The sequence below is a fragment of the Streptomyces sp. NPDC052701 genome (assembly GCF_040678355.1).
In the GTDB taxonomy this organism is placed as follows: domain Bacteria; phylum Actinomycetota; class Actinomycetes; order Streptomycetales; family Streptomycetaceae; genus Streptomyces.
On record NZ_JBFATO010000010.1, the window covers coordinates 116215 to 140285 of the forward strand.

A 24071-nucleotide genomic window follows, 5' to 3' on the forward strand; every position below is an offset into this window, starting at 1 on the left:
GTCCGAACCCCGCCGGCGGGCGCGGACCCGGCGCGACGGGCGGCGGCCGTCGCGGAGCCGGGCGGCACCCGGGGCCCGGCGGGGCCCGCGGGTCACCGCGTCAGGAGCACCGCGTCAGGAGCACCGGGTCAGGACGGAGAGCACCCGGCCATGATCCGTCAGTGCTCGTGCTCGTGCCGGGGCTCGGACCGGGACGCCCGCCGGGGCTCGTGCCCGTGCTCGTGCGGGTCGTACCCCGGGATCGTCCCGTCCGGCTTCTTCACCAGGAACAGCCCCACCATCCCCATGTCGGAGTGGCTCTGCACGTGGCAGTGGTACATCCAGGCGCCCGCTCCGACGCCCTCCCCCGCGATCACCTGGAAACCGAAGGAGTCCGCCGGGCCCACGATCTTGTTGTCGACGACCTGGCTCGGGTCGTCGGGCCCGGTGAGCGTGCCGGTGCGGTTGTCGGCCCAGCGGTGACCGTGCAGGTGGAAGGTGTGGTAGAACTCGCCGTGCGTGATCACGACGAACTCGACGCGATCTCCTACCGTGGCCTCGAAGTCGGGTCCGCTGTGCGCCGGCCTGTTGTTGATCAGCATGTCGTTGAAGACGACCGTGTGCGTCCGGTCCGGCAGGACGTCGCCCTTGCGGCGGACGATCACCGGGCCGTACAGGCCCTTGCGGATGCCGCCCGTGCCGTGTTCCGTGCCCACGACGTGGTCGTGGTAGTGCCAGTAGCCGGCGCTGCCCGACCGCCAGGTGCCGTCCTTGCGGCGGCCGGGGGCGTGGGTGCGCCAGGTGTAGGTGCGGGTGCCGCCCGGTTCGACGTCGCTCCCGTTGAGTTTCGTGCCGTCGCTGGAGATCTCGTAGTCCAGACCGTGGACGTGCAGGCTCACGGGGACGTCCATCGTGTTCTCGAACTCGATGTGCAGCGTGTCGCCCTCGTTGAGCTCGATCAGCGGGCCGGGGACGGTCGCCCCGCCCTTCTCGAGGCCGTAGCCCATCTGTCCGTCGGGGAGTCTCTCGGCGTACAGCCTGATGCGCCTCACCTCGCCCCCGGCGGGCGCCGTCCGCGCCGACGGGCCGGCGACGGCCGTCTCGGGAGTCAGGGACAACGATGTCGTGACGGCCGCGCCCCCCAGCAGGACCCGCCGGTTGAAGCTGCGCCTGTCCATGCGAACTCCCCACTTCCAGAAGGAACTGACGGGACGAACCGCGACATGGTTGTCATGAACCCGTGAGACGGTAGCGGTCCCGCGGCCGTTTATCCACGGTCAGGACAAAGTTCGTTGCGTTGCGGTCCTATCTCTTGGCGGGTGACGCGAAAAGGTCTAGCTTCCTTGGCGCTGCTGCCGTGACCGAGGAGGGGCCCATGCACTTACGAGGGTTGAGCACGACGAGACGGGCCTGGGCGGCCGCCGCAGCGGCCGCCGCCGTCGCCGCCGGGCTGCTGTCGGCTCCCGCCGCGAGCGCGCGCCCCGCTCCGGAGCCGCCCCTGACAACGATGTCGATCAAGTCGCCGCCGGGCGGCGCGAACGTGCGGGTGCTGATCTTCCACGGATCCGCGGCGGCCGGGGACGAGTCGCCCGTCGTGAACGCCGGGATCGAGGCGATCGAGAGGATCGGCCTGTCCGGTCCGGCGGACCAGCGCTTCGAGGTCCGGGCCACCGACGACGCCTCCGTCTTCACCGACGGAACGAGGCTGGGGCGGTTCAACGCGATCGTGTTCCTGACCGGCGGCGGCGACGTCCTCGATCCCGAGCAGGAGGCGGGACTGGAGGCGTACATGGAGGCCGGCGGCGGTTTCGTCGGGATCCACGACGCGGCCCGCGCGGAGCCGTACTCCGACTGGTTCACCGGCCTCGTCGGCGCCCGCCCGGCCGCCTCCGCTCCCGCGGCGGTGCAGCGGGCCACGGTCGAGGTCGGCGACCGGCGGCACCCGGCCACCCGGGACCTGCCGGTCCAGTGGAAGCGGCCCGACAAGTGGCTGAACTGGGCGAAGAACCCGTCGGGCACGGTGCACACGGTCGCACGCGTACGGGAGTCCACCTACCAGCCGGGGGCGGGCGCCAACGGCTGGGACCACCCGGTCAGCTGGTGCCGGGACTACGACGGCGGACGGTCCTTCTACACCGGCATGGGCGGCACGGCGTCGTCGTACGACGAGACCGACTTCCGCGCCCATCTGCGCGGCGCGCTGCTGTGGGCGACCCGCCTGGTGCAGGCCGACTGCAAGGCGACGATCGCCGGCAACTACAAGGCGGAGCGGCTCACCCGGCCCAACCAGCCCGGGCAGAACGACCAGATCGGCGAGCCGCACGGCCTGGTCACCGCGCCCGACGGCCGGGTGTTCTACATCGGCCGGGGCGGCACCGACTCCTCCCGGCCCGTGATCACCGACTGGAACGACCCCGACGTCGGCAAGGGCACGGGGCAGGTCCACGTCTACGACCCGGCGACCGGGGAGGTCACCCTGGCCGGCGAGTTGACGGTCTTCGGCAACAAGGGCGGGGGCGACGAGCTGACCAAGGTCGAGGAAGGACTGCTCGGCATCGAACTGGACCCGCACTTCGACCGGAACGGCTGGGTGTATCTGCACTACACACCCCACGCGCGGATCAACCGCGACACCCACATGGCCGAGCGGCGCGTCTCCCGCTTCACCCTGGACCACGCCACCGACAAGCTGGACCTGGACAGCGAGAAGGTGCTGCTCGCCTGGCCGGTGCAGATCCACAGCTGCTGCCACGCGGGCGGCGGGATGGCCTGGGACTCCCGGGGCAACCTGTACATCGCCACCGGGGACAACAACTCCAGCGGTTTCAGCGGCGGTTACTCGGGCAACAACCCGCAACCCCACTTCAAGGGGGTGTCGTTCGCCGACGCGCGCCGCACGGCCGGCAACACCAACAACCTCAACGGCAAGATCCTGCGCATCCACCCGGAGCCCGACGGCACCTACACGATCCCCGAGGGCAACCTCTTCACGGGCAGGGAGAGCGACGAGGGCGGCGGCAAGACGCGCGGCGAGATCTACGTGATGGGCGTGCGCAACCCGGCGCGCATCTTCGTCGACAGGACCACCGACGTCCTCTACGCCGGATGGGTCGGCCCGGACGCGACCGCCCCGTCGCCGGTGTGGGGTCCCGCCAAGTACGACACCTTCGCCGTGATCACCGAGGCCGGCAACCGGGGCTGGCCGTACTGCGTGGGCGACGCGCAGCCCTACCGGGACCGCAACCTGCCGGATCCGTCCAAGCCGCTGGGCTGGTACGACTGCGCCCACCCGAGGAACGAGTCGCCGAACAACGACGGCCTGGTCGACTTGCCGCCGGTCACCGGCAACAACATCTGGTACTCCCCGCAGGGCGGCGCCCCGGTCTACCCGCGCGACGCGAACGGCATCCCCTCCTACAAGCCGGAGGAGGCCACTTACCGGCTGCCGTGGCTCAAGGGCGGCGGGCAGGCCGCGATGAACGGGCCGGTCTACCGGTACGCCGACGTCCCGGCCGGCAGCACCGTCAAGTGGCCGTCCTACTGGGACGGCAAGTGGTTCGTCGGCGACTTCTACGACGGCGACCAGCCGCGCCACGCGGTGCTCATGGACCCGGCGACGCAGGGAGAGGGTGGTCCGCCCGTGCACGCGGAGTCGCTGAAGCGGATCGTGCCGGGCGGCAACGACGGCATCCGCAACCTCATGGACTGGAAGTTCGGCCCGGACGGCGCGCTGTACGTCCTCGACTACGGCCGCGGCTTCTTCACCTCCGACTCCAGGTCGGCGCTGTGGCGGGTGACGTACACGGGCGGCGGGCCGACGCCGTCCGCCGACCGGCTGGCGAGGGGGACACAGCGGTGACACGCGGACGAAGGATCCGGACGGCCCTGCTGGCCGCCGTGCTGATGGTGCTCGGCCTGCAGGTCGCGCCCGCGACCGGACGGCCGGACGCGCCGGCCGCCGCCGGACAGGTCCTCACCTGGACCGCCGGCGACGACATCACCCGGTACACCTCGGCGCCGGAGACCGCGGTCGCCGGCCCCGCGACGATCGTCTTCGAGAACAGCGCGGCGACCGGCAACACCACCGGCATGCCGCACACGCTGACGTTCGTCACCAGCGACCCCGAGTACAACGACGACGTCCCGCTGAACATCCTGGCCAACCCCGCCGACGACGCGGGCGGCCGGTACACGGCCGAGGTCACCCTCACACCGGGCCGCTACCTGTACCACTGCACGATCCCCGGCCACGGGCAGATGCGGGGCGTGCTCGTGGTGACCGGGGGCGGGGGCGGCGACACGACGCCGCCGCAGGCCTCGGCGCACGTCGACGGGGCGCAGAACCCGCAGGGCCAGTACGTCGGTTCGGCGAGCGTGACGATCCACGCCACCGACGAGGGCGGCTCGGGCGTCGACCGGATCGAGTACGCGGCCGGCGACGCGGGCGCCTGGCAGCCCTACACCGCACCGGTCGTCGTCGACCGGGCCGGTACCCACGAGATCCGCTACCGCGCCCTGGACAAGGCGGGCAACGTCTCCGCCGAGAAGAGCGTGACGTTCACGGTCGTCGCCCCGCCGTCGGACGACACGGCGCCGCCGGAGACCTCGGCGACGGTGAGCGGGCAGCGCGACGCCGACGGGGCGTACGTCGGCATGGCGACCGTCACCGTCACGGCCTCCGACACCGGGTCCGGCGTCAACGGCATCGAGTACGCCGTCGGCTCCGGCGCCTGGCAGCCCTACACCGCCCCGGTGATGGTGCACCAGACGGGCGCGCACACCGTGCGCTACCGCGCCACCGACAAGGCGGGCAACGTCTCCGCCGAGAAGAGCGTGACGTTCACGGTCGTCGCCGCGCCCCCGCAGGACACCGTCCCGCCGGTGACGGGCGTGACCGTCGAGGGCACGCGCACCTCCGACGGCGCGTACGTCAACAGCGCCAAGGTGACCGTCACGGCGACCGACGAGGGCGGCTCGGGCGTCGACCGGATCGAGTACTCGCTCGACGGCGGCCCGTACCTGGTGTACTCCGGTCCGGTGGTGGTGGACCGCGCCGGGGCGCACACCGTGGCCTACCGGGCCACCGACAAGGCGGGCAACACCGCCGCGGCCCGCACGGCCGTCCTCACGGTGGTGGCCGGCCAGGTCCCGGCGCCGGACTGCCCGGAGCTCGACGAGCGGTCGACCGTGATCGTCGGCACGGTCGACTCCGGTGTGCCCAACCGGGTCACCGACAGCCGGTGCCGGATCGGCGAGCTGATCGAGGACGAAAAGGAGTGGACGTCCCACGCGCTGTTCCTGAAGCACGTGGAGACCGTCCTGGACGGGCTGCTCCAGGAGGGGGTCGTCGACCGGCGCGAGTACCGCGCCGTGCAGCGGGCCGCCCGCGAGTCGGGGATCGGCAGGCCGGGCCAGACCGACGGCTACCGGAAGATCCTCGACGGCAGCGCGGCGTCCTTCGCGCAGTGGCAGCAGGTCGGCGGCGGTTCCTTCGCGCTGAACCCGGACGGGTCGATCACCTCGGGCACCACGAAGCCGGGGCTCGGCATGCTGTGGTTCCCGCAGCGCAGGTACGGCGACTTCTCGCTGCGGTTGCAGTGGCGTGACGACGCGCCGGGCACCGGCAACGCCAACTCCGGTGTGTTCGTGCGCTTCCCGTGGGTCCACGACCACCCCGAGGAGCCCCGGCCGGAGTGGGCCGCCATCAAGTACGGCCACGAGGTGCAGGTGTTCGACCGGCCCGACGGCGACATGTACAAGACGGGCTCGGTCTACGGCTTCGACCGGGTGGGCCTGGCCGGCGCGGGCGTGACGCAGAAGGGGACCTGGAACGACTACGAGATCCGCGTGGTCGGCCAGCACTACTCGGTCTTCCGCAACGGCGTGCTGATCAACGAGTTCGACAACGCCGGCGGCCAGGTCTTCTCCCCGCCCCGCTCGGACGACCCGGGCACGGACGGGCGGCGGTTCGCCTCCGGCTACATCGGGCTCCAGGTGCACGGCACGACGGACGTGGTCTCGTACCGGGACATCCGGATCAGGGAGCTGTAGGCGGTCCCCGCCCGGCCCGGCCGCGCCCGCCCGGGTTCCCGGCACCTCCGGGGACCCGGGCGGGCGCGTTCGTGGGACCGGGGTGCCGGGAGCCGGGGAGCCCGCCCGTGGTGCCGCCCGCCGGGCCGGTGACGGGCGCGCGGAGGTCCTCGGCACGCGGCGGGCGCCCGCCGTCAGGGCTGCATCAGCACCTTGACCGCGCCGTCCTGCTTGCGCTGGAACATCTCGTACGCGCGCGGCGCGTCGGTCAGCGGCACCCGGTGGGTGGCGAAGTCCTCCACGCCCAGCGGGTCCTCGTCGGTGAGGTACGGCAGGATGTCGTCGGTCCAGCGGCGGACGTTGGCCTGGCCCATCCGGATCTGGACCTGCTTGTCGAAGAGGGTGAGCATCGGCAGCGGGTCGGCCATGCCGCCGTACACGCCGGACAGCGAGATGGTGCCGCCGCGCCGCACCAGGTCGATGGCGGTGTACAGGGCGGCGAGCCGGTCGACGCTGAAGCGCTCCGCCATCGGGCCGCTCAGCTTGCGGGGCAGCAGGGCGGAGGTGTTCTGCACCAGGCGGGCCACCGCGCTGCCGTGGGCCTCGGTGCCGACCGCGTCGATCACGGCGTCGGGGCCGCGGCCGTCGGTCTCGTCGCGGATCGCGGCGACGAGCTCCTTCTCGTTGTCGAAGCTCCTCAGGTCGTAGGTCTCCACGCCCCGCTCGCGGGCCCGGGCCAGCCGCTCCGGGACCAGGTCCACGCCGAACACCCGTCCGGCTCCCTGCACCTGGGCCACCCGGCAGGCCATGTCGCCGATGGGGCCGAGCCCGAGAACGGCGACGCTGCCGCCCTGCGGGACGCCGGCGTAGGCGACCGCCTGCCAGGCGGTGGGCAGGACGTCGGAGAGGTAGACGAAGCGGTCGTCGGGCGGGCCCTCGGGCACCTTGATCGGGCCGTACTGCGCCTGCGGGACGCGCAGGTACTCGGCCTGGGCGCCCGGCACCGCGCCGTACAGGCGGGTGTAGCCGAACAGGGCGGCGCCCATGCCCTCGCCGGTGACCTGGGTGGTCTCGCACTGGGTCTGCAGTCCGGTCAGGCACATCCAGCAGTTGCCGCAGGCGATCTGGAACGGCACCACGACCCGGTCCCCGACCTGCAGGTCGGGCACGCCGGCGCCGACCTCCTCGACGATGCCCATGGGCTCGTGGCCGAGGATGTCGCCCGGCGTCATGAACGGGGTGAGCACCTCGTACAGGTGCAGATCGGATCCGCACAGCCCGCTGGAGGTGACGCGGATGATCGCGTCCGTCGGCTCCTGGAGCTTCGGATCGGGCACGGTCTCCACTCGCACGTCCCGCTTGCCCTGCCAGGTGACTGCCCTCATCGCCTCGCGCTCCCTCCGTCGTGTGTGCGCGCCGGTCGTACGGCCGTGCCCGGGTACCCGGGCGTCCCGCGCCGAACACGTTCGCCACGACAGGCCACAAGTTGCATCATTTTGGACCAAAAACGATCGACTGTGGCCATCGATAGGTACATAAGCTGACAATCGAGACATATCAAGGATTCGGGGCGCGAGGGCGACGGTGGGCATGGGACGAAGGACGCGCGCACGGCGCGGCACGACGGCGACGGCGCTGCTGGCCGCGGCGCTGACGGCCTCCCTGGCGGCGGGCTGCACGGGGACGGGCGGCTCGCCGGACGACGGCCGAGGTTCGCCGCAGCGGTCACCGCGGACGTCGCCGCAGGAGTCGTCGCCGAAGCCGCCCCGGACCGTCCCGCCGGTGCTGGCCGTGAAGCTCGACAACGCGCCCGACGCCCGCCCCCACGCGGGCGTCGACGCCGCGGACGTGGTGTACGTGGAGCAGGTCGAGGGCGGGCTGAGCCGTCTGATGGCGGTGTACGCGACCGGGCTGCCGGACGCCGTCGGACCGGTGCGCAGCGCACGCGAGTCCGACCTGGAACTGCTGCGCCAGTTCCACCGGCCGGTCCTCGCCTTCTCGGGGGCGCAGAGCAAACTGCTGCCGGTGATCGACCGGGCACCGCTGGAGGCCAGGACGCCCGCCGAGGCGCCCGGTGCGTACTTCCGCGGCGGCGACAGGCCCGCCCCGCACAACCTCTACCTGCGGCCCGGCAGGCTGCTGCCCTCCGCCCCCGGCCCCGAGGCCCTGACCACCGGCTTCCACTACGGTCCCGCGCCCGCCGGCGGCACGCCCGAGTCCTCCCGCACGGTGCGCTACCCGGCGGCCCGCTTCACCTTCACCTGGTCCGGCTCCGAGGGCCGCTGGCTGGTCGCCATGGACGGCACGCCGGCCGTCACGCCCGAGGGCGGGCGGGTGACGGCCGCGACCGTGGTCGTGCAGTACGTGACGGTGCGCGCGTCCGCCTACCGGGACTTCCTCGGCAGCAACTCGCCCTACACCGAGACGGTGGGTTCGGGGACGGCGCAGGTGCTGCGCGACGGGCGGGCCCACGACGTGCGCTGGAAGCGCGCGACGGCCGCCGGCGGGACGGCGTTCACCACCGGCGACGGCACGCCGGTGAACTTCGCCGGGGGCCCGGTGTGGGTGGTGCTCGTCAAGGCGCCCTGATCAGCGCGGGGCGGCCAGGGGTTCGGCCGGACGGCGCAGCCCCTCGGCCGCGTCCGCGACCCGCCGGACGAGGTCGAGGAAGAGGGTCTGCTCCTCGGCGGAGAGCGGGGCGAGGAAGACCTGGTTCATCCGGGCCGTGCGCACGGCCAGCCTGCGGTGGACGCGCACGCCCTCGCCGGTGGGGCGCAGCAGGAATCGGCGGCCGTCCTGCGGATCGCGCACCTTGTCCAGCAGCCCGCGGCGGCCGAGCCGGCCGATCACCTCGGCGGTGGTGGACCGGTCGAGTCCGACCCGCTCCCCCACCGTGCGCTGGTCCAGGCCCGGCTCGGCGACGAGCGCGTTGAGGACGGCGAACTGCGGCGAGGTGATCTCCTCGGAGACCATCGTGTTCCACAGCAGGTGGTGCGCCTGCTGGAGCCGCCGGGCCAGGTGCCCGGGGTGGGTGGTGAGGTCCACCGCGGCCATGTGCGCTCCCACGGTCGTTTTCGTCGGTGCACTGAACAATACCCGGCTTCACCTCTCCCGCCCGCCACTCCTCCCGCCCCCTTTCCCTGTTCGGACAGGGGCCTTGACGCTCCGCCCCTCCGATGGAAGCGTGAGGGCACTTCGCGGAAATAATCAGTGCCCTGACTAAATCCGAGGGTCGGGACGCCAGGGGGACAGGGGGCCTCGCGGATGGACAAGGTGGTCGCCTCGGCCCTGGAGGCGGTGGCCGACGTGCCGGACGGCGCGTCGCTGGCGGTCGGCGGCTTCGGGCTGAGCGGTGTGCCCGACGTGCTGATCCGGGCGCTGTACGAGCGGGGGGTGAGCGCCCTGTCGGTGGTGTCCAACAACTGCGGGGCGATGGAGTCCGGGCTCGCGGTGCTGCTGGCGGCCGGGCGGATCGCCCGGGTGACCGGTTCCTACATCGGCGCCAACAAGGAGTTCGCCCGGCAGTACCTGGCCGGGGAGCTGGAGGTGGAGCTGATCCCGCAGGGGACCCTGGCGGAGCGGCTGCGCGCCGGCGGCGCCGGCGTCCCCGCCTTCTACACCCCGGCCGGAGTGGGCACCCAGGTCGCCGAGGGCGGCCTGCCCTGGCGCTACGACGGCGACGGCGGCGTCGCGCTCGCCTCGCCGCCGAAGGAGGTCCGGGAGTTCGACGGCGTGGAGTACGTGCTGGAGCGCGGCATCCGCACCGACTTCGCCCTGGTGCGCGCGGCGCGGGGCGACCGGCACGGGAACCTGGTGTTCAACAAGTCCGCCCGCAACTTCAACCCGCTCGCGGCGATGGCCGGGCGGGTCACGGTCGCCGAGGTGGAGGAGCTGGTCGAGCCCGGCCGGATCGACCCGGACGCGGTGCACCTGCCGGGGATCTTCGTGCAGCGCGTGGTCGCCCTCACCCCGGAGCAGGCGGCGGACAAGCGGATCGAGCGGCGGACGGTGAGCCGCTGATGGCCTGGACGCGTCAGGAGATGGCCGCCCGCGCGGCCCGCGAGCTGCGGGACGGGCAGTACGTCAACCTGGGCATCGGCCTGCCCACCCTGATCCCCAACCACCTCCCCCGGGGCGTCGAGGTCGTCCTGGAGTCGGAGAACGGCATCCTGGGCACCGGCCCCTACCCCACCGAGGACCAGGTCGACCCCGACCTGGTCAACGCCGGCAAGGAGACCGTGACCGTCCGGCCCGGGGCCTCCTTCTTCGACTCCGCGCTGTCGTTCTCGATGATCCGCGGCGGGCACATCGACGTCGCCGTGCTCGGCGCGATGCAGGTCTCCGAACACGGCGACCTGGCCAACTGGGCGGTCCCGGGCAGGCTGGTCACCGGCATCGGCGGGGCGATGGACCTCGTGCACGGGGCCCGGCGGGTGATCGTGGTGATGACGCACACCGCCAAGGACGGCTCGGCGAAGATCCTGCCCGTCTGCACGCTGCCGCTGACCGGCAGGGCGTGCGTGCACCGGATCGTCACCGACCTGGGCGTCCTGGACGTCACCGGCGACGGGCTGGTGCTGGTGGAGCGCGCCCCCGGCGTGAGCGTCGACGAGATCACCGGCAGGACCGGCGCCGGGCTGACCGTCCCGGAGGCGAGCGGGTGAAGGACGTCCACGTCAGCACCGGGAACCACGCCAGGCCCTTCCAGGAACCCCCGGGGACTCCCATGACGCTCACCCAGCACGACATCGACCGGGAGATCGCGGCCGAACACGCCGCGTACGCGAAGCGCGTCGCCGGCGGCGCGCCCGTCGAGCACCACCCGCGCCGCGCCTACCCGCCGTACCGCTCCTCGGTGCTGCGCCACCCCAGGCAGCCGCCGGTCGCCATCGACGTCACCGAGGACCCCGAGCTGGTGGAGCTGTCCTCCCCCGCCTTCGGGGAGCGGGACGTCACCGAGACCGACAACGACCTCACCCGCCGGCACGCGGGCGAGCCGATCGGCGAGCGCATCACCGTCTCCGGCCGGCTGCTGGACCGCGACGGCCGCCCGGTGCGGGGCCAGCTCGTCGAGATCTGGCAGGCCAACGCGGCCGGGCGGTACGCCCACCGGCGCGAGCAGCACGACGCCCCGCTCGACCCCCACTTCACCGGCGTGGGCCGCACCCTCACCGACGACGGCGGCTTCTACCGCTTCACCACCGTCCGGCCGGGCCCCTACCCGTGGCGCAACCACGTCAACGCCTGGCGCCCGGCCCACATCCACTTCTCGGTCTTCGGCCCGGCGTTCACCCAGCGGCTCGTGACGCAGATGTACTTCCCGAACGACCCGCTCCTCCCGTACGACCCGATCCTGCAGTCCGTGACGGACGACGCCGCCCGGCAGCGCCTGGTCGCCACCTACGACCACGGCCTGTCGGTGCCGGAGTTCTCGCTCGGTTACCACTGGGACATCGTGCTCGACGGCCCGGCCGCCACCTGGACGGAAGAAGGACGCTGACCGCCATGACGAGGATCGACACGAGCCGGCCGGGGAGGGTGCCGCCCACCCCCGCGCACACCGTCGGCCCGTTCTACGGCCACGCGCTGCCCTTCCCCGGCGGCGAGGACATCGCGCCCCTCGGGCACCCCGGCACCGTCACCGTGCACGGGTACGTGTACGACGGCGAGGGCGCGCCCCTGCCGGACGCGCTGGTGGAGCTGTGGGGCCCGGACCCCGCCGGCACCCTGCCGACGGCCGACGGCTCGATGCGGCGGGACCCGGCCTCCGGCGGCTTCCTGGGCCGCAACGGGGTGGAGTTCACCGGCTTCGGACGGATCCAGACGGACGCGAACGGCCACTGGTACGCGCGCACCCTGCGGCCCGGCGCCCGGGGCCGCAACGCCCCCTACCTCAGCGTCTGCGTGTTCGCGCGGGGCCTGCTGGTGCACCTGTTCACCCGGATCTACCTGCCGGGCGACGAGGCCGCGCTGGCGGCGGACCCCCTGCTGTCGCGGGTGCCCGGGGAGCGGCGCGACACGCTGGTCGCCGGGGACGAGGGCGGCGGCACGTACCGTTTCGACATCCGCCTTCAGGGCGAAGGCGAGACGGTCTTCCTGGAGTTCCGGTGACATCGGCCGATTCGCTGCTCGCCCCCGGCTGGGCCGGGTCGCCCGCCGCGGCCGCCACCGGCGACGCCGCGTACCTGCGGGCGCTGCTCGACGCGGAGGCCGCGCTGACCCGGGCCCAGGCCGCGCTGGGTCTCGCCCCGGCCGGGGCGGCCGCGGCGGTGACCGAGGCGGCCGGGGCGGCGCGCTTCGACGTCCGCTCGCTCGCCGAACGCGCCCGGGACGGCGGGAACCCGGTCATCCCGCTGGTCGCGGACCTGACGCGGGCGGTCGGCGAGGAGTACGGCCCCTACGTCCACCGGGGCGCGACCAGCCAGGACATCATGGACACGGCGACGATGCTGGTCGCCGTGCGGACGCTGGAGCCGCTCCTCGCCGACCTCGGCCGCTGCGAGCGGGCGCTGGCCCGGCTGGCCGCCGGGCACCGCGACACCGCGATGCCGGGCCGGACGCTCACCCAGCACGCCGTACCGACGACGTTCGGGCTGAAGGCGGCGGGCTGGCGCTCCCTGGTGCTGGACGCCCGGGACCGGGTGACGGCCGTACGGGACTCCCTGCCCGCCCAGCTCGGCGGCGCCGCCGGGACGCTGGCCGCCTTCACGGCGTACGGCGCGCCGGACGCGACCGCGCTGCCGGCGGCCTACGCCCGCGAACTCGGCCTGCGGGCACCGCTGTTGCCGTGGCACACACTGCGCACCCCGGTCGCCGACCTCGCCGGGTGCCTGGCCTTCGCGGCCGGGGCGCTGGGCAAGCTCGCGGCGGACGTGCTCGTGCTGTCCCGGACCGAGATCGCCGAGGTCGCGGAGGGTGGTGGCGGCGGCTCGTCGGCCATGCCGCACAAGGCGAACCCGGTCCGGGCGACGCTCCTCGCGGCGGCCGCCCGCCGGGCGCCGCAGCTCGCGGCCACGCTGTACGGCTCGCTGGCGGCCGAGGACGAGCGCCCGGCCGGGGCCTGGCACGCCGAGTGGGAGCCGCTGCGGGACCTGCTGCGACTGTCCGGCGGGGCCGCCCGGGACGCCGCCGACCTCGCCGAGGGACTGCGGGTGCGCCCCGAGGCCATGCGCGACCATCTCGACGCCACCCACGGACTGATCGTGTCCGAGCGGCTGTCGGCCGAACTGGCCCCCGTGCTGGGCCGGGCCCGGGCGAAGGCCCTGCTCGCCGAACTCGCCGCGCGAACCTGGTCCGAGAGCCGCCCTCTGGGCGAACTCCTTTCCGAAGAGCCCGCGTTGAAGGACACCGGGACCGGGACCGACACCGACCCCACCCGCTACACCGGCTGTGCCGCAGCCCTCACCGACCGCGCCCTGGAGCGACGTTGACCGGCCGACTCCTCAACCACCGCGCCGAGGGGCCGGGGACCGCTCCCCCGCTGCTGCTCGGCCCCTCGCTGGGCACCTCGTACGCGCTGTGGGACCAGGTGGCGCCCGAGTTGTCGGCCACGCACCGGGTGATCCGCTGGGACCTGCCGGGGCACGGCGGCTCCGCGGCCGGCCTGATCGGTCCCGGCGCGACCGTCGGCGACCTCGCGGCGCTGGTGCTGGCGCTCGCCGACGCGCTCGGCGTCGAGCGGTTCGCCTACGCGGGCGTGTCGCTGGGCGGGGCGGTCGGCCTGCACCTGGCCGTGCACCACCCGGAGCGGCTGTCGTCGCTGGCGGTGATCTGCTCGTCGGCGCACTTCGGCGGGGCGGGGCCCTGGCGGGAGCGGGCCGCGCTGGTGCGGCGGGAAGGGCTGGCGGGGCTGGCGCGGAGCGCGGACACCCGCTGGTTCACGCCCGGTTTCACCGTGCCGGGGCTGGTGGCCGACCACCGCGCGGCCGACCCGGACGCGTACGCGGCCTGCTGCGACGCGCTGGCCGCGTTCGACCTGCGGGACCGGCTCGCGGAGATCGCCGTGCCGACCCTGCTGGTCGCGGGCCGGGAGGACCCGGCGACGCCGCCCGCGCACCTGCGGCAGATCGCGGACGCGGTGCCGGGCGCCGCGCTGGTCGAGATCCCGGGCGCCTCGCACCTGGCGCCCGCGCAGTGCCCCGAGGTCGTGCTGGCCGCGCTGCGGACCCACTTCGAAGGGCCCGCCGGGCGGGGCGTGCGGGTGCGGCGCGAGGTGCTGGGCGACGCGCACGTGGACCGGGCGCAGGCCGGGCAGACCCCGTTCACCGCCCGCTTCCAGGACTTCGTCTCGCGCTACGCCTGGGGCGAGATCTGGACCGACCCGACGCTCACCCGCCGCGAACGCAGCATGATCACCCTGACGGCGCTGGTGGCACACGGCCACCACGACGAGCTCGCCCTGCACGTACGGGCCGCCCGGCGCAACGGGCTCACCCCCGAGGAGATCGGCGCGGTGCTGCTCCAGACGGCCGTGTACTGCGGGGTGCCCGCGGCGAACTCGGCGTTCGCGACGGCCCGGCGGGTCCTCGCCGAGGAGCAGCCCTGACCCGGCCGGTCCCCGCCCCGGCGGCTCGCGCAGGTCCGTGCCGCGCGCCCGCGGCGCAGGCGCGTCCACCGGCCCGGCCACCGGCGCCCCGGGCCCGGGCACCGCGTCGCCCTCGCACCGGCCCATGCCGGGCACCACATCGCCCCCGCACCGGCCCATACCGGACACCACATCGCCCCCGCACCGGCCCATACCGGACACCACATCGCCCCCGCACCGGCCCACACCGGACACCACATCACCCCCGCACCGGCCCACACCGGACACCACATCACCCCCGCACCGGCCCACACCGGACACCACATCACCCCCGCACCGGCCCATACCGGACACCACGTCCCCGCCCACGGTCGCGGCGCCGGCCGCGCGGCGCGTCCGGCGCGCCGGTCCCGGCCGCGCGGGGCGTGGGCGCGGGCGGCCGTTTCGGCGGCACGTGACCGGTGCGGGCGCGCGAAGCGGTGTACGGCCCCACGGGGACGCGGGCGGCCGGCGGCGGTCACCGGCCGGCCGCCGGCCGGGGAAGCGGGACGACCGGGTGCCCTACCGCAGCCCGGCGCCCGCCTGCAGCTCGGCGCCCGCCACGGCCACCAGTCCGTCCGCCCCGCACGAACGCGCCAGCGCCAGACCGCGGTCGAGCTCGGACACCGAGCGGGAGGCGATGCCGTACTCGACGCGGGCCGCGGCGTGCTCGTACTGGCAGGGCGAGGCCTCCAGGTAGGTCACGGCCTGGGCGGCGAGGCGGACCGCGCGCTGGCCGGTCTCCAGGACCGCGGCGCAGCGCAGGGCCTCGCCGATGGCGGTGTCCGTGCCGAAGCGCTCGGCCTGCCGGCGGACGTCGACGGCGAGCCGGGCGGCGCGGGACGGGTCCTCGGTGGCGAGGGCGCGGGCGAGGTCGACCGCCCACGGCACGAGCACCGGGTTGTGGTGGCCGCGCGCGGCCGCCGCCTTCCCGGCGGCCTCCAGTTCGTTGATGCCGTCCTTGGTGCGGCCGACCGCGAGCAGCAGCCGGCCGCGCACGGAGCGCGGATCGGGCAGGACGATGGTGGACGGGTAGGGCGGTGCGAAGCCGTGGCCTTCGGCGACCTCCCAGGCCGCGTCGACGTGGCCGCGGGCGAGCAGGGTGTCGACGAGGTTGCAGGTAGCGGTCCAGTACAGGGGCAGGCCGCGGCCGACGCGCTCGGCGAGCCGCAGCGATTCGCGCAGCGAGGCCTCCGCCTCCCTCAGCCGGCCGCGCCTGCGGTGGCCGAGGCCGACGTAGGCGTGGGCCAGGGCGAGGTGGCCGCCGCTCCAGCCCGCCGTCTCGTAGGCGCGCAGCGCCTCGTTGTAGAGGCTTTCGGCGCGGTCGAGGCGGTCGGTGAAGCAGTAGGTGTTGGCGAGCATCAGCAGCAGTTCGATGCCCCACTCGGTGTCGGTCCAGCCGAGGCCCGGCGCCAGGCGGCCGTTGACCAGGGCGCGGTCGCACAGCTCGGCGACCTCCTCGGCGTTCTCGCCGTGCATCAGGGCGTCGAAGCCGCGCAGGATGAGCAGCGCGCGTTCGGAGTTGTCCCGGCCGGTGCAGGTGCGGGCGAGTTCGGCCAGCCTCTCGGAGCGCCCCGGGGAGGCGGCCTCGCCGGCGTGTATGCCCTCCCACATGAACTGCACGGCCTGCAGCCGCATCCGCGCCGGGCCCGCCTCCAGCCGGGCGGCCTCCGCCTCGACCGTGCGGACGGCCTCCTCCATCTGGTCGTTGTGCAGCAGCGCCTGGGAGAGCCGGACCACGGCGTCCACGCGCCGGTCGCCGTCGAGGCCGGGCATGCCGAGCGCGGCCCGCAGGTGGCCGATGGTCCTGGCGGGCGCGGTCAGCAGGGTGGCGCAGCCCAGTTCGTAGAGCACCTGCGCGTGGATCTCGGGGGTGGGCGGCTCCTCCAGGGCGCGTTCCAGGCACCGACGGGCGGCGTCCGGGGCGCCGACGGCGAGGTGTTCGCGGGCCGCCTCGCGCAGTTGCCCGACGAGTTCCTCGTCGGCGTCCGGGTGGACTTCGAGCAGGTGCCGCGCGGCGGCCGCGGCGCCGCGGCCGGAGTCGCTGACGACCCGGGCGGCGATGCCGTGCAGGGCGGTGCGCAGGGCGTCGGGGATGGAGTTGTAGACGGCGGTGGCGATCAGCGGGTGGACGAACTCCAGGTCGCCGTCGCCGGGTCCGCCGGCCGCGGGTCCGGGCGCGGTCAGGATGCGGGCGCCGCGCAGCAGTTCGGCGCAGCGCACGGCCTCATCTCGTTTGAGGGTGGCGAGCCGGGCCACCTGGTCGACGGAGATGCCGGTGCCGAGGATGGCGGCGGCCCAGGCGAACCGGGTGGCGTCGATGCCGAGTTGCTCCAGGCGGGCGACGATGCCGCAGCCGCGGGCCGAGCGGTTCAGCTCGCGCAGCTCCCCGGCCCGCGCCTCGACCGGTTCGAGTTGGCTGTCCTGCACCTTGGCGAGGAGTTCGACGGTCTCGTACGGGTTGCCCGCGGTGACGGCCCACACCTCGCGGCAGAACGCGGCGTCGGCGTGCTCGCCCAGGGTGGCGCGGGTGAGGCCGGCCGTCGCGTCCGGGGTCAGCGCGCTGAGCGTGGCGACGGGGCGGTCGGACGCGGCGGCGACCGCGTCCAGGTGGCGGGCGCCCGCGCCGCCGACGTCGCCGGGGCGGCGGGCCACCACGACCAGGACGGACAGGTCGTCGAGGCGTTCGGCGAACGCGGCGAGCCAGCGCAGGCTCTCCGGGTCGGCCCAGTGGGCGTCGTCGACGAGCAGCACCAGCGGCCACTCGCGCCGCGCGAGCCGGCGCACGGCGGCGACCAGGCCGTCGCGCACGTACCGCGGGTCGGCCTGCCGGTCGCCGGGGTCGGCTATGCCGAGGGCGGGACCGGCGATGTCGTACCAGTCGCCGAGGTACTCGCGTATCTCCTCGGGCGGGTTGGACACCAGCGCGGGCTGCAGCAACTGCCGTACCACGTTGAAGGGGACGGAGCGCAGGGTCTCGCCGCCGCGGGCCGACCACACGGTGCAGCCGCGGGCCTCGGCGATGCGGCGCGCCTCGGCCAGCAGCGCGGTCTTGCCGAGGCCGGCCTCGCCGCGGAAGACGAGCAGGCTGCCGGACGACCGGCGGTCCGCGCACAGGGTCTCCACCGCCTGTGTGAGGGCCGCGACTTCCTCGTCCCGCTCCCACAGGGAAGCCGAGGCGGCGGCCGTGGGCCGTACCTCCGTCATCCCGCTACCTCCCCGAGTCGTCCGAACGACGTACAGAACTTGAGCGTAGTCCTCCGGTCGTCCCGGCGGAGGAGGGTCCGGGCAGCTGTTGCCACGGCGGCCGAAACCGGGTACGGGCGCAGGACGCGCCGGTCCGGCCACCGGCCGCCTTCGCCGTCGACGGCGGCCGGACCGGCGGGCTGCGGGGCCCTGTTGGCCGGTACGGGACCGGCCGCCCGCCTGGTGGCCGCACGCCGAGGGGGACTCCTCTCATGCCGCTTTCACCGACGCCTCATACGGTGGGGGCATGACGCAGGCGACTCCTCCCGGGTGGTACCCCGACCCCGGGCAGACAAGTGACGGGCCGGCCACCGAGCGCTGGTGGGACGGCAGGGCGTGGACGGACCGGACCCGCCCCGCGGGGCCGGCCGCCGCCTGGGGTCCCCCGGCGCCGCAGCCGGGCGCCCCGGCGCATCCGGCCGCTCCGGCGTATCCGGGGTATCCGGCCGCTCCGGCGTATCCGGGGTATCCGGCCGCCCCGGCGCATCCGGGGTACCCGGGGTACCCCGCCGCCGCGCCGCCGGGTCCTCGGCGCGGGGTGCGTGCGGGCATAGCCGCTGCGGTGGCCGCCGTGGTCCTGGCGAGCATCGGTGCCGGCGTGTACGCGCTGGCCGCCGGCGACGACGGTGGCGGCGGTTCGGCGGCCTCGCGGGGGCCGGGCGGGCCGTCCGGCGGACCGGGCGGTTCCGGCGGTTCCGGCGGTCCGAGTCCGTCGCCGGACGGGTCCGGGGCGCCGAGGATCGAGAGCGGGTCGGTGACCGACGCGGTCAGCGGCATCAGCCTGCCCATCCCGGACGGCTGGTACGGCCAGGAGCTCGCCGTCGGCGCGCAGGTGTCGTCCAAGGACTCCTACAAGTGCCCCGGCGACGCCTCCGCCACCTGCACCAAGGGCGGGGCCTACTCGGCGCCCGCGCCGGCGCTGGGCACCAGGGGCGGCACCGCCGAGGAGGTCGCGAAGGCGGACATCTCCGCGAACGCCGAGGAGTCCTACGGGGGCAAGAGCTACGGCGCGATCACCTCGCACGACGTGCTGGCCTCCAGGGCGGTGACGGTGGCCGGGCAGAAGGGTTACCTGGTCCGTTGGAGGGCCGTCACCGGCAAGGGCGCCGACGGCTACGTGCAGTCGCTCGCCTTCCCCTCCCCGGCCAACCCGCGGCAGATCGTCGTCGTCCGCCTCGGTGTCGACACCGACCAGCGGCAGTCCGTCCTCGACGAGATCACCGAGGGCATCAAGGCGGCGAAGGGCGGCGGCCGGGGCCAGGACGTCTGACCGGTCCCGGACATGAGCCGGCCGGGTGGGGCGCCCCTCCGCTCAAGGGGAGCCCCACCCGGCCGGGGGGTGCGCCGCCCCCGTCCCCACGGTGCGGCGCGGACAGACCGCCGTCCGGTCATCCCGTGGACGGCGGCCCGAGTCTCAGGTGAGGCCGAGCGCCGGCAGCACGGCGGCCTCCACGAAGCGGACCAGGTAGTCCGGGTCGGCGTACTCGCCCTCCAGGACGGGCCGCACCCGCAGGACGCCGAACATCTGCACCGGGACGTACTCCAGCGCCGGATGCCCGGCGGGCACCTCGCCGCGTTCGACCCCGCGGCGCAGGATCTCCTTCAGCGCGGCGATCTCCGGCTCGACGAGCGCCTCGCGCAGCGCCCGCGCCAGTTCCCGGTCCTGCATGACGGCGTGCCCGAGCGCCTGGAGCAGCTTGGTGTCCTTCGCCGACCACTCGCCCGCGACCCGGGCGGCCCGGCGCAGGTCCCCGGCGAGCGAGCCGGTGTCGACACCGGCGAAGCGCGCCCGCCGGTTCGAGCGCAGCGCCGCCGCCACGAACTGGGGCTTGGTCCGCCACTGGCGGTACAGCGTGGACTTGCTGCAGCGCGTGCTGGCGGCGACCCCCTCCATGGTGACGGCGTCGTAGCCGCACTCGCGGATCTGGTCGAGGACGGCGTCGAAGAACTCCTGCTCACGCTCGCGCGTGAGTTTGGAGCGGCGCGAGGCGGCGACCGTCTCCGGTCCGTCCGCGTCCTGCGACGTCATCGGCTCTGCTCCTCGCTCGTGGCCTGCGGCCCCGGGGGCCCGGCCTCCAGTGTGGCGCACATTCATCGATACGCCAGTGTACCGATACTCGATCGTATCGGTACACTGACGTATCGATACGTAGGCGTATCGATGACACGCACCGCATCGAACGCACCCGCACCACCGTCAGCGAAGGGGCCGGGGGATGAATGCCCGCACCGAGCCTGAACCGGCGGCGCCCGACGCCGTAGCGCGGCCGCCGCTCGTCCGTGAGCTCCTGCTCGTCGCAGGGCTCTTCCTCGCCTACAAGCTCGGCCGGCAGGTGACGGCGGACCACACCGGCGAGGCCTTCCGCAACGCGCACCGCGTGTGGGACCTGGAACGAGCGGTCCACCTGCCCGGCGAGGGCGCGGCGCAGTCCCTGCTGCTGCAGCACGACACCCTGGTCCACCTGGCGAACACCTACTACGCCGCGGTCCACTTCCCGGCCACCGCGGCCTTCCTGGTCTGGCTCTACCTCAGACGCCCGGCGCACTACGTCCGGGCCCGCCGGGTGCTGGCCGCGGTCACCGCCGCCGCGCTGGTGCTGCACCTGGCCTTCCCGCTCGCCCCGCCGCGGATGCTGGCCGGGACCGGGCTGGTGGACACCGCGCGGGTGTACGGTCCGTCGGTGTACGGCCCGCCCGAGACCGACCAGTTGTCGAACCAGTTCGCGGCCATGCCGTCACTGCACTTCGGCTGGGCGCTGATGGTGGCGGTCGGCCTGGCCGCCGCCGTCCGGGGGCGGTGGCGGTGGCTCTGGCCGCTGCACCCGCTGCTGACCCTGCTGGTGATCGTGGGCACGGCCAACCACTACTGGCTCGACGCGATCGCGGCGACGGCCCTGCTCGGTCTCGCGCTCGCGGCGTTCCGCCTGCCGCACCGGACGACGCCGGCGGCAAGGCGCGCGCGGCCCGGGCGCCGGCCGGCCGGGGACCCGGCCGCGGACCGGGCGCTGGTGGGGGCGGGCCGGTGAGCGCCGTCCTGCTCGCCGTCGTGCTGTCGCTCGTCTCGGCCGTCGCCTACGCGGCGGCGGCCGTCGCCCAGGAACGGCTGGCCTCCCGGGACCCCGGCACGGGCGCGCCGCGGCTGCTGGGCAGCGGCGCGTGGTGGTGGTCGGTGGTGCTGAACGCCTTCGCCGCGCTGCTGCACGTGGGGGCCCTGAAGTACGGTCCGCTGACCGTGGTGCAGCCGCTCGGCGCGCTGACGCTGGTCGCGGCGGTGCCGCTGGGCGCGCGGATCGCGGGGCGGCGGGTGAGCGCGGCCGAGTGGCGGGGCACCGCCCTGACCCTCCTGGGTCTGGCCGCGCTCCTGGCCACCGCCACCGGGCCCGCGCCGGACGCCGTGCTGAGCGCGCCCGAGGCACTGGCCGTCGCGGGCGTCACGGCGGCCCTGATCGGCATGCTGTCGTGGCCCGGAGCCCGGCCCGGCCTGCGGCACGCGACCGCGTCCGGGGTGGCCTCGGGGGTGGCCTCGGCGCTCACCCAGACCGTGACGGTGGCCGCCACGGACCGGTCGCAACCGCTGCTCGGCGCGCAGGTGACCGGGGTGGCGCTGCTGGTGGCGGTCTTCGCGGCCGGCGGACTGCTGCTGTCGCAGACGGCCTACCGCGGCGGCCTCGGCGCCCCGCTCGCGGTGGTGACTCTGGCCAACCCGGTGGCCGCCGCGGTGATCGGCCTGTCGCTGCTCGGGGAGCACCTGCACGGCGGTCCCGGGGGCGTCCTGCTCGCGCTGGCGGGAGCGGCGCTGGCGTCCTGGGGCGTGGCCGTGCTGAGCCGGGCGGCACCGCGCGAGGGCCGTCCGGCGGCTGCCGTGGCGGCGCTCCGGCCCGGGCTCGCGGGCGGGGCACCGGCACCGGTGCCCCGCCCGCAGGAGCCGGGTCGCCTCACGGGCGCCGCCCGGTGACGATCGCGGGGCCGCCCGTTCCCGGCGAACCGCCGCGGGAACGCCGGGCCGGCCTTCGCGCAGGAGCCGGGCCGGTACGGGGAGCGGGCCGCCGGCGCGCCCCGGGACGAGTCCGGCGTGAGGTGCGGCCGGGACGGCGGGCCCCGTCGGGCGGGAGGGCTCAGCCGGCCGGGGGGACCACCCTCAGGTGCGAGGCGGCGCGGCGCGCCCTGCGCTCCCTGGACGGGGCGCGGCGCGCCTCGCGCAGCACCAGCGTCAGCCGCGTGCAGCCCATCTCCTCCAGCGTCCGGGGCGTCTCGACGACGATCCGGCAGTCGGTGGCGCCCCAGCGCGGGTCGGGGTGCAGCAGCGGCCGTACGGCGCCGTCGTGCTCGACGGCGCCGGCGCCGACCGCGCGGATCCAGTGCGGCAGGCCGTGCCGGTAGGCGGCCTCCATGATCGGGTCCTGGGCGATGTCACGGCGGACGGCCTGCAGCGCGTGGTCGTGGCCGTAGCGCTCCAGGGCGGCGGCGAAGTGCGCGAGCATCGGCAGGCACCAGCTCGACTCGTGCTCGCCCAGCACCGTGGCCGCCTCGGGGTGGAAGAGGACGAACCGGAGGAAGTTGTCGCCCGGCAGCGCCGTCGGGTGCGGTCCGACGCCGCCGAAAAGTGTCCGGAACGCGCCGTTGGCCAGCACCACGTCCCAGCGGTGGTCGACGACGAAGGACGGGAAGGGGACGGCCTCCAGGAGGGCACCGTAGTCCTCCAGGTAGGCCTGGGCCTCGGAAGTGCCGGGGACGGGCCGCGGCGCCGGCCACGGTCCTCCTGCCTGATGTGCCATCGGGAGGTCACCCCTTTTGCCTGTGCGGCCTTGACGCGGCGCCCCGATCCTGCTGCCCCGACGCAACGCGTGTCAACTATCGTGGCATTTCATGCCTGTTGACGGCTGAAATTGGCCACAGTTGTGGCGAGACCTGGATGTGAGTTCGAGACACCCGCTACTCTCCGGGAAGTTCACGGCAACCGCTTGTGAGAAGCCTGCTTGTGAGAAACCTGTGAGAGACGTAGGAGATCTGTCGGTGACAGGTGGCTTCGAGGGTCCGGGCACCACGCCGACGGCCGCGCTGCCGGCCGTCGTCTCCCGCGTCACCGCCCTCGCCGACCGGCTCGGCGTGCCGCACTGCGAGGTCTTCGACGTCGGCCGCCTGTCCGTCGCCTCCGGCGTCCCCGAACCCGTGGTCAGGGCCCTGCTGAGCGGCCGGCCCGCGGGCGAGCCCGATGTGCAGGCCCGGTTCGTGCAGCGCCTGGACCTGCTGCGCCGCACCCGGCTCAAGCCCAACGGCCGCAGGTACACCCAGCAGGAGATCGCCGACGGCGCGGGCATGTCGCGGCAGCAGGCGGGCGCCCTCATCAACGGCGACCGGCGGCCCACCATGGAGCACTGCGACGCCATCCAGCGCTTCTTCCGGGTGCACGCCGGCTTCCTGACGGCCGAGGACCCCGAAGCGCTCGCGAACGCCCTGCAGCACACCGAGCAGGAGCTGCTGCAGAAGCTCGCCGACCGCGAGCGGGAGGCCGCGGCCGCCGCCGGCGACCCGCTGGAGCGGCTGCTGCAGGACCACGGGGTCCGCGGGATCGCCTGGCGGGCCGCGCAGCTGCCCACGGACCAGCACCGCGACAAGGTCGCCGAGTGGCTGGACATGCTCCTGGAGAGCGTCAAGCGACCCGAGCCGTGACCGTGGGGAGAACTGCGGGCATCGGCAGACAGATGCGCCGCCTGTGCGGCGAGTTGGTCACGGAGCCCACGCTTCCCGCCCCGGCGCGGCCCGCGGACCGTGGCTCGACGTGGCCGACCAGGACCTCGTCGTGATCGAGGAACGCACCGCCCGAACACCAGTGGGTGATCCCGGGCCACGAACCGTGGCACATGAAGACCGGGCACCGCGGCCAGCCGTGGCGGGTGCCGCGGTCGGGGCCCGCCTGCTCGACGGCGGCGCCGACCTGCGGGCCACGGTCCTGAAGGTCGCGGCTCGCACCCGCTTCGACCTCGACGACGAGCAGAAGGCCGAGAGCTCCGGTCCGCTGCTCGCCGACAAGTGCCTTACCTAACTGGCCGGTTCCCCGCTGCGCGGACCGGTGCGGCGCGACCGTCCGGCGGGGCGCACCGAGGCGTCGCCGGGGTGTCCGGGACCGCAGGGCTGAGCCCGCCGGGCCGTCTCCCCTCGGGTGGTGCGGCAGCGCGCGGCCCCGGCCGGCCCGGGCGGCGGCGACGGTGCTCCTCCGGCGGGCTCCGGGGGCTCCGGCGCGGCCGCCCTCCGC

Annotated in this window: 19 protein-coding genes and 1 pseudogene; 14 read left to right on the top strand and 6 right to left on the bottom strand. The window is 74.7% G+C overall.

What is annotated here, in order from left to right; all coding sequences use genetic code 11:
* Positions 1-158 precede the first annotated feature (158 nt).
* On the bottom strand, positions 159-1157 hold the full coding sequence (locus AB0L29_RS14520) for a multicopper oxidase domain-containing protein (RefSeq protein ID WP_365826901.1): 999 nt from the start codon (positions 1155-1157) through the stop codon (positions 159-161).
* 197 nt (positions 1158-1354) lie between these two features.
* Between AB0L29_RS14520 and AB0L29_RS14525 the strand changes: the two genes are divergently transcribed.
* Positions 1355-3838, top strand: a complete 2484-nt coding sequence (locus tag AB0L29_RS14525; RefSeq protein ID WP_365826903.1) for a ThuA domain-containing protein — start codon at positions 1355-1357, stop codon at positions 3836-3838.
* 44 nt (positions 3839-3882) lie between these two features.
* Positions 3883-6030: a family 16 glycoside hydrolase gene (locus AB0L29_RS14530; RefSeq protein WP_365827038.1), complete on the top strand. Its 2148-nt coding sequence runs from the start codon at positions 3883-3885 to the stop codon at positions 6028-6030.
* A 173-nt stretch (positions 6031-6203) separates the two neighbouring features.
* Here the strand turns inward: AB0L29_RS14530 and AB0L29_RS14535 are convergent, their stop codons facing one another.
* Positions 6204-7394 (bottom strand): zinc-dependent alcohol dehydrogenase, encoded by a 1191-nt coding sequence (locus AB0L29_RS14535; protein WP_365826905.1) that lies wholly within the window; start codon positions 7392-7394, stop codon positions 6204-6206.
* 205 nt (positions 7395-7599) lie between these two features.
* Here AB0L29_RS14535 and AB0L29_RS14540 point away from each other — a divergent pair, with 205 nt between their 5' ends.
* Entirely contained in the window at positions 7600-8598 is a 999-nt protein-coding gene (locus tag AB0L29_RS14540) for a DUF3048 domain-containing protein (protein ID WP_365826907.1), read from the top strand.
* Here the strand turns inward: AB0L29_RS14540 and AB0L29_RS14545 are convergent, their stop codons facing one another.
* A complete protein-coding gene (locus AB0L29_RS14545; RefSeq protein ID WP_365826909.1) occupies positions 8599-9063 on the bottom strand; it encodes a MarR family transcriptional regulator in 465 nt (154 codons plus the stop codon).
* Positions 9064-9273: 210 nt separating this feature from the next.
* On the opposite strand from AB0L29_RS14545, the gene AB0L29_RS14550 reads away from it, so the two are divergent.
* From AB0L29_RS14550 to pcaD, 6 genes are all read left to right on the top strand, one after another.
* A complete protein-coding gene (locus tag AB0L29_RS14550) occupies positions 9274-10029 on the top strand; it encodes a CoA transferase subunit A (protein ID WP_365826911.1) in 756 nt (251 codons plus the stop codon).
* Entirely contained in the window at positions 10029-10673 is a 645-nt protein-coding gene (locus AB0L29_RS14555; RefSeq protein WP_365826913.1) for a CoA transferase subunit B, read from the top strand. The genes AB0L29_RS14550 and AB0L29_RS14555 overlap by 1 nt, the downstream gene beginning before the upstream one ends.
* 62 nt (positions 10674-10735) lie before the next feature.
* Positions 10736-11509: a protocatechuate 3,4-dioxygenase subunit beta gene (pcaH, locus tag AB0L29_RS14560; protein WP_365826915.1), complete on the top strand. Its 774-nt coding sequence runs from the start codon at positions 10736-10738 to the stop codon at positions 11507-11509.
* Positions 11510-11514: 5 nt separating this feature from the next.
* The gene (pcaG, locus tag AB0L29_RS14565) at positions 11515-12120 is read left to right on the top strand and encodes a protocatechuate 3,4-dioxygenase subunit alpha (RefSeq protein ID WP_365826917.1); all 606 of its coding nucleotides are present in this window, start codon (positions 11515-11517) and stop codon (positions 12118-12120) included.
* Complete coding sequence (gene pcaB, locus AB0L29_RS14570) at positions 12117-13439, top strand: 3-carboxy-cis,cis-muconate cycloisomerase (protein WP_365826919.1); 1323 nt, start codon at positions 12117-12119, stop codon at positions 13437-13439. The genes pcaG and pcaB overlap by 4 nt, the downstream gene beginning before the upstream one ends.
* Positions 13436-14554, top strand: coding sequence for a 3-oxoadipate enol-lactonase (gene pcaD / locus AB0L29_RS14575; RefSeq protein WP_365826921.1), 1119 nt, complete (start codon positions 13436-13438; stop codon positions 14552-14554). Before pcaB ends, pcaD begins: the two co-directional genes overlap by 4 nt.
* 540 nt (positions 14555-15094) lie before the next feature.
* On the opposite strand, the gene AB0L29_RS14580 is transcribed toward pcaD, so the two are convergent.
* On the bottom strand, positions 15095-17779 hold the full coding sequence (locus AB0L29_RS14580) for an AAA family ATPase (protein ID WP_365826923.1): 2685 nt from the start codon (positions 17777-17779) through the stop codon (positions 15095-15097).
* A gap of 286 nt (positions 17780-18065) precedes the next feature.
* Between AB0L29_RS14580 and AB0L29_RS14585 the strand changes: the two genes are divergently transcribed.
* Positions 18066-19088: a DUF2510 domain-containing protein gene (locus AB0L29_RS14585; protein ID WP_365826925.1), complete on the top strand. Its 1023-nt coding sequence runs from the start codon at positions 18066-18068 to the stop codon at positions 19086-19088.
* Positions 19089-19232: 144 nt separating this feature from the next.
* Here the strand turns inward: AB0L29_RS14585 and AB0L29_RS14590 are convergent, their stop codons facing one another.
* Positions 19233-19847: a TetR/AcrR family transcriptional regulator C-terminal ligand-binding domain-containing protein gene (locus AB0L29_RS14590; protein ID WP_365826927.1), complete on the bottom strand. Its 615-nt coding sequence runs from the start codon at positions 19845-19847 to the stop codon at positions 19233-19235.
* 187 nt (positions 19848-20034) lie between these two features.
* Between AB0L29_RS14590 and AB0L29_RS14595 the strand changes: the two genes are divergently transcribed.
* Positions 20035-20844 carry a phosphatase PAP2 family protein gene (locus AB0L29_RS14595; RefSeq protein WP_365826929.1) on the top strand — a complete coding sequence of 270 codons (810 nt, stop codon included), beginning with the start codon at positions 20035-20037 and terminating at the stop codon, positions 20842-20844.
* A complete protein-coding gene (locus AB0L29_RS14600) occupies positions 20841-21773 on the top strand; it encodes a hypothetical protein (protein ID WP_365826931.1) in 933 nt (310 codons plus the stop codon). Before AB0L29_RS14595 ends, AB0L29_RS14600 begins: the two co-directional genes overlap by 4 nt.
* A gap of 160 nt (positions 21774-21933) precedes the next feature.
* Here the strand turns inward: AB0L29_RS14600 and AB0L29_RS14605 are convergent, their stop codons facing one another.
* Positions 21934-22593 carry a hypothetical protein gene (locus AB0L29_RS14605; RefSeq protein WP_365826933.1) on the bottom strand — a complete coding sequence of 220 codons (660 nt, stop codon included), beginning with the start codon at positions 22591-22593 and terminating at the stop codon, positions 21934-21936.
* Between the two features lie 238 nt (positions 22594-22831).
* On the opposite strand from AB0L29_RS14605, the gene AB0L29_RS14610 reads away from it, so the two are divergent.
* Positions 22832-23488 carry a helix-turn-helix transcriptional regulator gene (locus tag AB0L29_RS14610; protein ID WP_365826935.1) on the top strand — a complete coding sequence of 219 codons (657 nt, stop codon included), beginning with the start codon at positions 22832-22834 and terminating at the stop codon, positions 23486-23488.
* Between the two features lie 32 nt (positions 23489-23520).
* Positions 23521-23954, top strand: a pseudogene (locus AB0L29_RS14615) (toxin-antitoxin system, toxin component).
* Positions 23955-24071: the final 117 nt, after the last annotated feature.

Excerpts from the sequence above, each read along its gene's own strand:
- AB0L29_RS14520 (WP_365826901.1), bottom strand. The coding sequence starts at position 1,157 with ATGGACAGGCGCAGCTTCAACCGGCGGGTCCTGCTGGGGGGCGCGGCC.
- AB0L29_RS14525 (WP_365826903.1), top strand. The coding sequence starts at position 1,355 with ATGCACTTACGAGGGTTGAGCACGACGAGACGGGCCTGGGCGGCCGCC.
- AB0L29_RS14530 (WP_365827038.1), top strand. The coding sequence starts at position 3,883 with ATGGTGCTCGGCCTGCAGGTCGCGCCCGCGACCGGACGGCCGGACGCG.
- AB0L29_RS14535 (WP_365826905.1), bottom strand. The coding sequence starts at position 7,394 with ATGAGGGCAGTCACCTGGCAGGGCAAGCGGGACGTGCGAGTGGAGACC.
- AB0L29_RS14540 (WP_365826907.1), top strand. The coding sequence starts at position 7,600 with ATGGGACGAAGGACGCGCGCACGGCGCGGCACGACGGCGACGGCGCTG.
- AB0L29_RS14545 (WP_365826909.1), bottom strand. The coding sequence starts at position 9,063 with ATGGCCGCGGTGGACCTCACCACCCACCCCGGGCACCTGGCCCGGCGG.
- AB0L29_RS14550 (WP_365826911.1), top strand. The coding sequence starts at position 9,274 with ATGGACAAGGTGGTCGCCTCGGCCCTGGAGGCGGTGGCCGACGTGCCG.
- AB0L29_RS14555 (WP_365826913.1), top strand. The coding sequence starts at position 10,029 with ATGGCCTGGACGCGTCAGGAGATGGCCGCCCGCGCGGCCCGCGAGCTG.
- pcaH (WP_365826915.1), top strand. The coding sequence starts at position 10,736 with ATGACGCTCACCCAGCACGACATCGACCGGGAGATCGCGGCCGAACAC.
- pcaG (WP_365826917.1), top strand. The coding sequence starts at position 11,515 with ATGACGAGGATCGACACGAGCCGGCCGGGGAGGGTGCCGCCCACCCCC.
- AB0L29_RS14580 (WP_365826923.1), bottom strand. The coding sequence starts at position 17,779 with ATGACGGAGGTACGGCCCACGGCCGCCGCCTCGGCTTCCCTGTGGGAG.
- AB0L29_RS14585 (WP_365826925.1), top strand. The coding sequence starts at position 18,066 with ATGACGCAGGCGACTCCTCCCGGGTGGTACCCCGACCCCGGGCAGACA.
- AB0L29_RS14590 (WP_365826927.1), bottom strand. The coding sequence starts at position 19,847 with ATGACGTCGCAGGACGCGGACGGACCGGAGACGGTCGCCGCCTCGCGC.
- AB0L29_RS14595 (WP_365826929.1), top strand. The coding sequence starts at position 20,035 with ATGAATGCCCGCACCGAGCCTGAACCGGCGGCGCCCGACGCCGTAGCG.
- AB0L29_RS14605 (WP_365826933.1), bottom strand. The coding sequence starts at position 22,593 with ATGGCACATCAGGCAGGAGGACCGTGGCCGGCGCCGCGGCCCGTCCCC.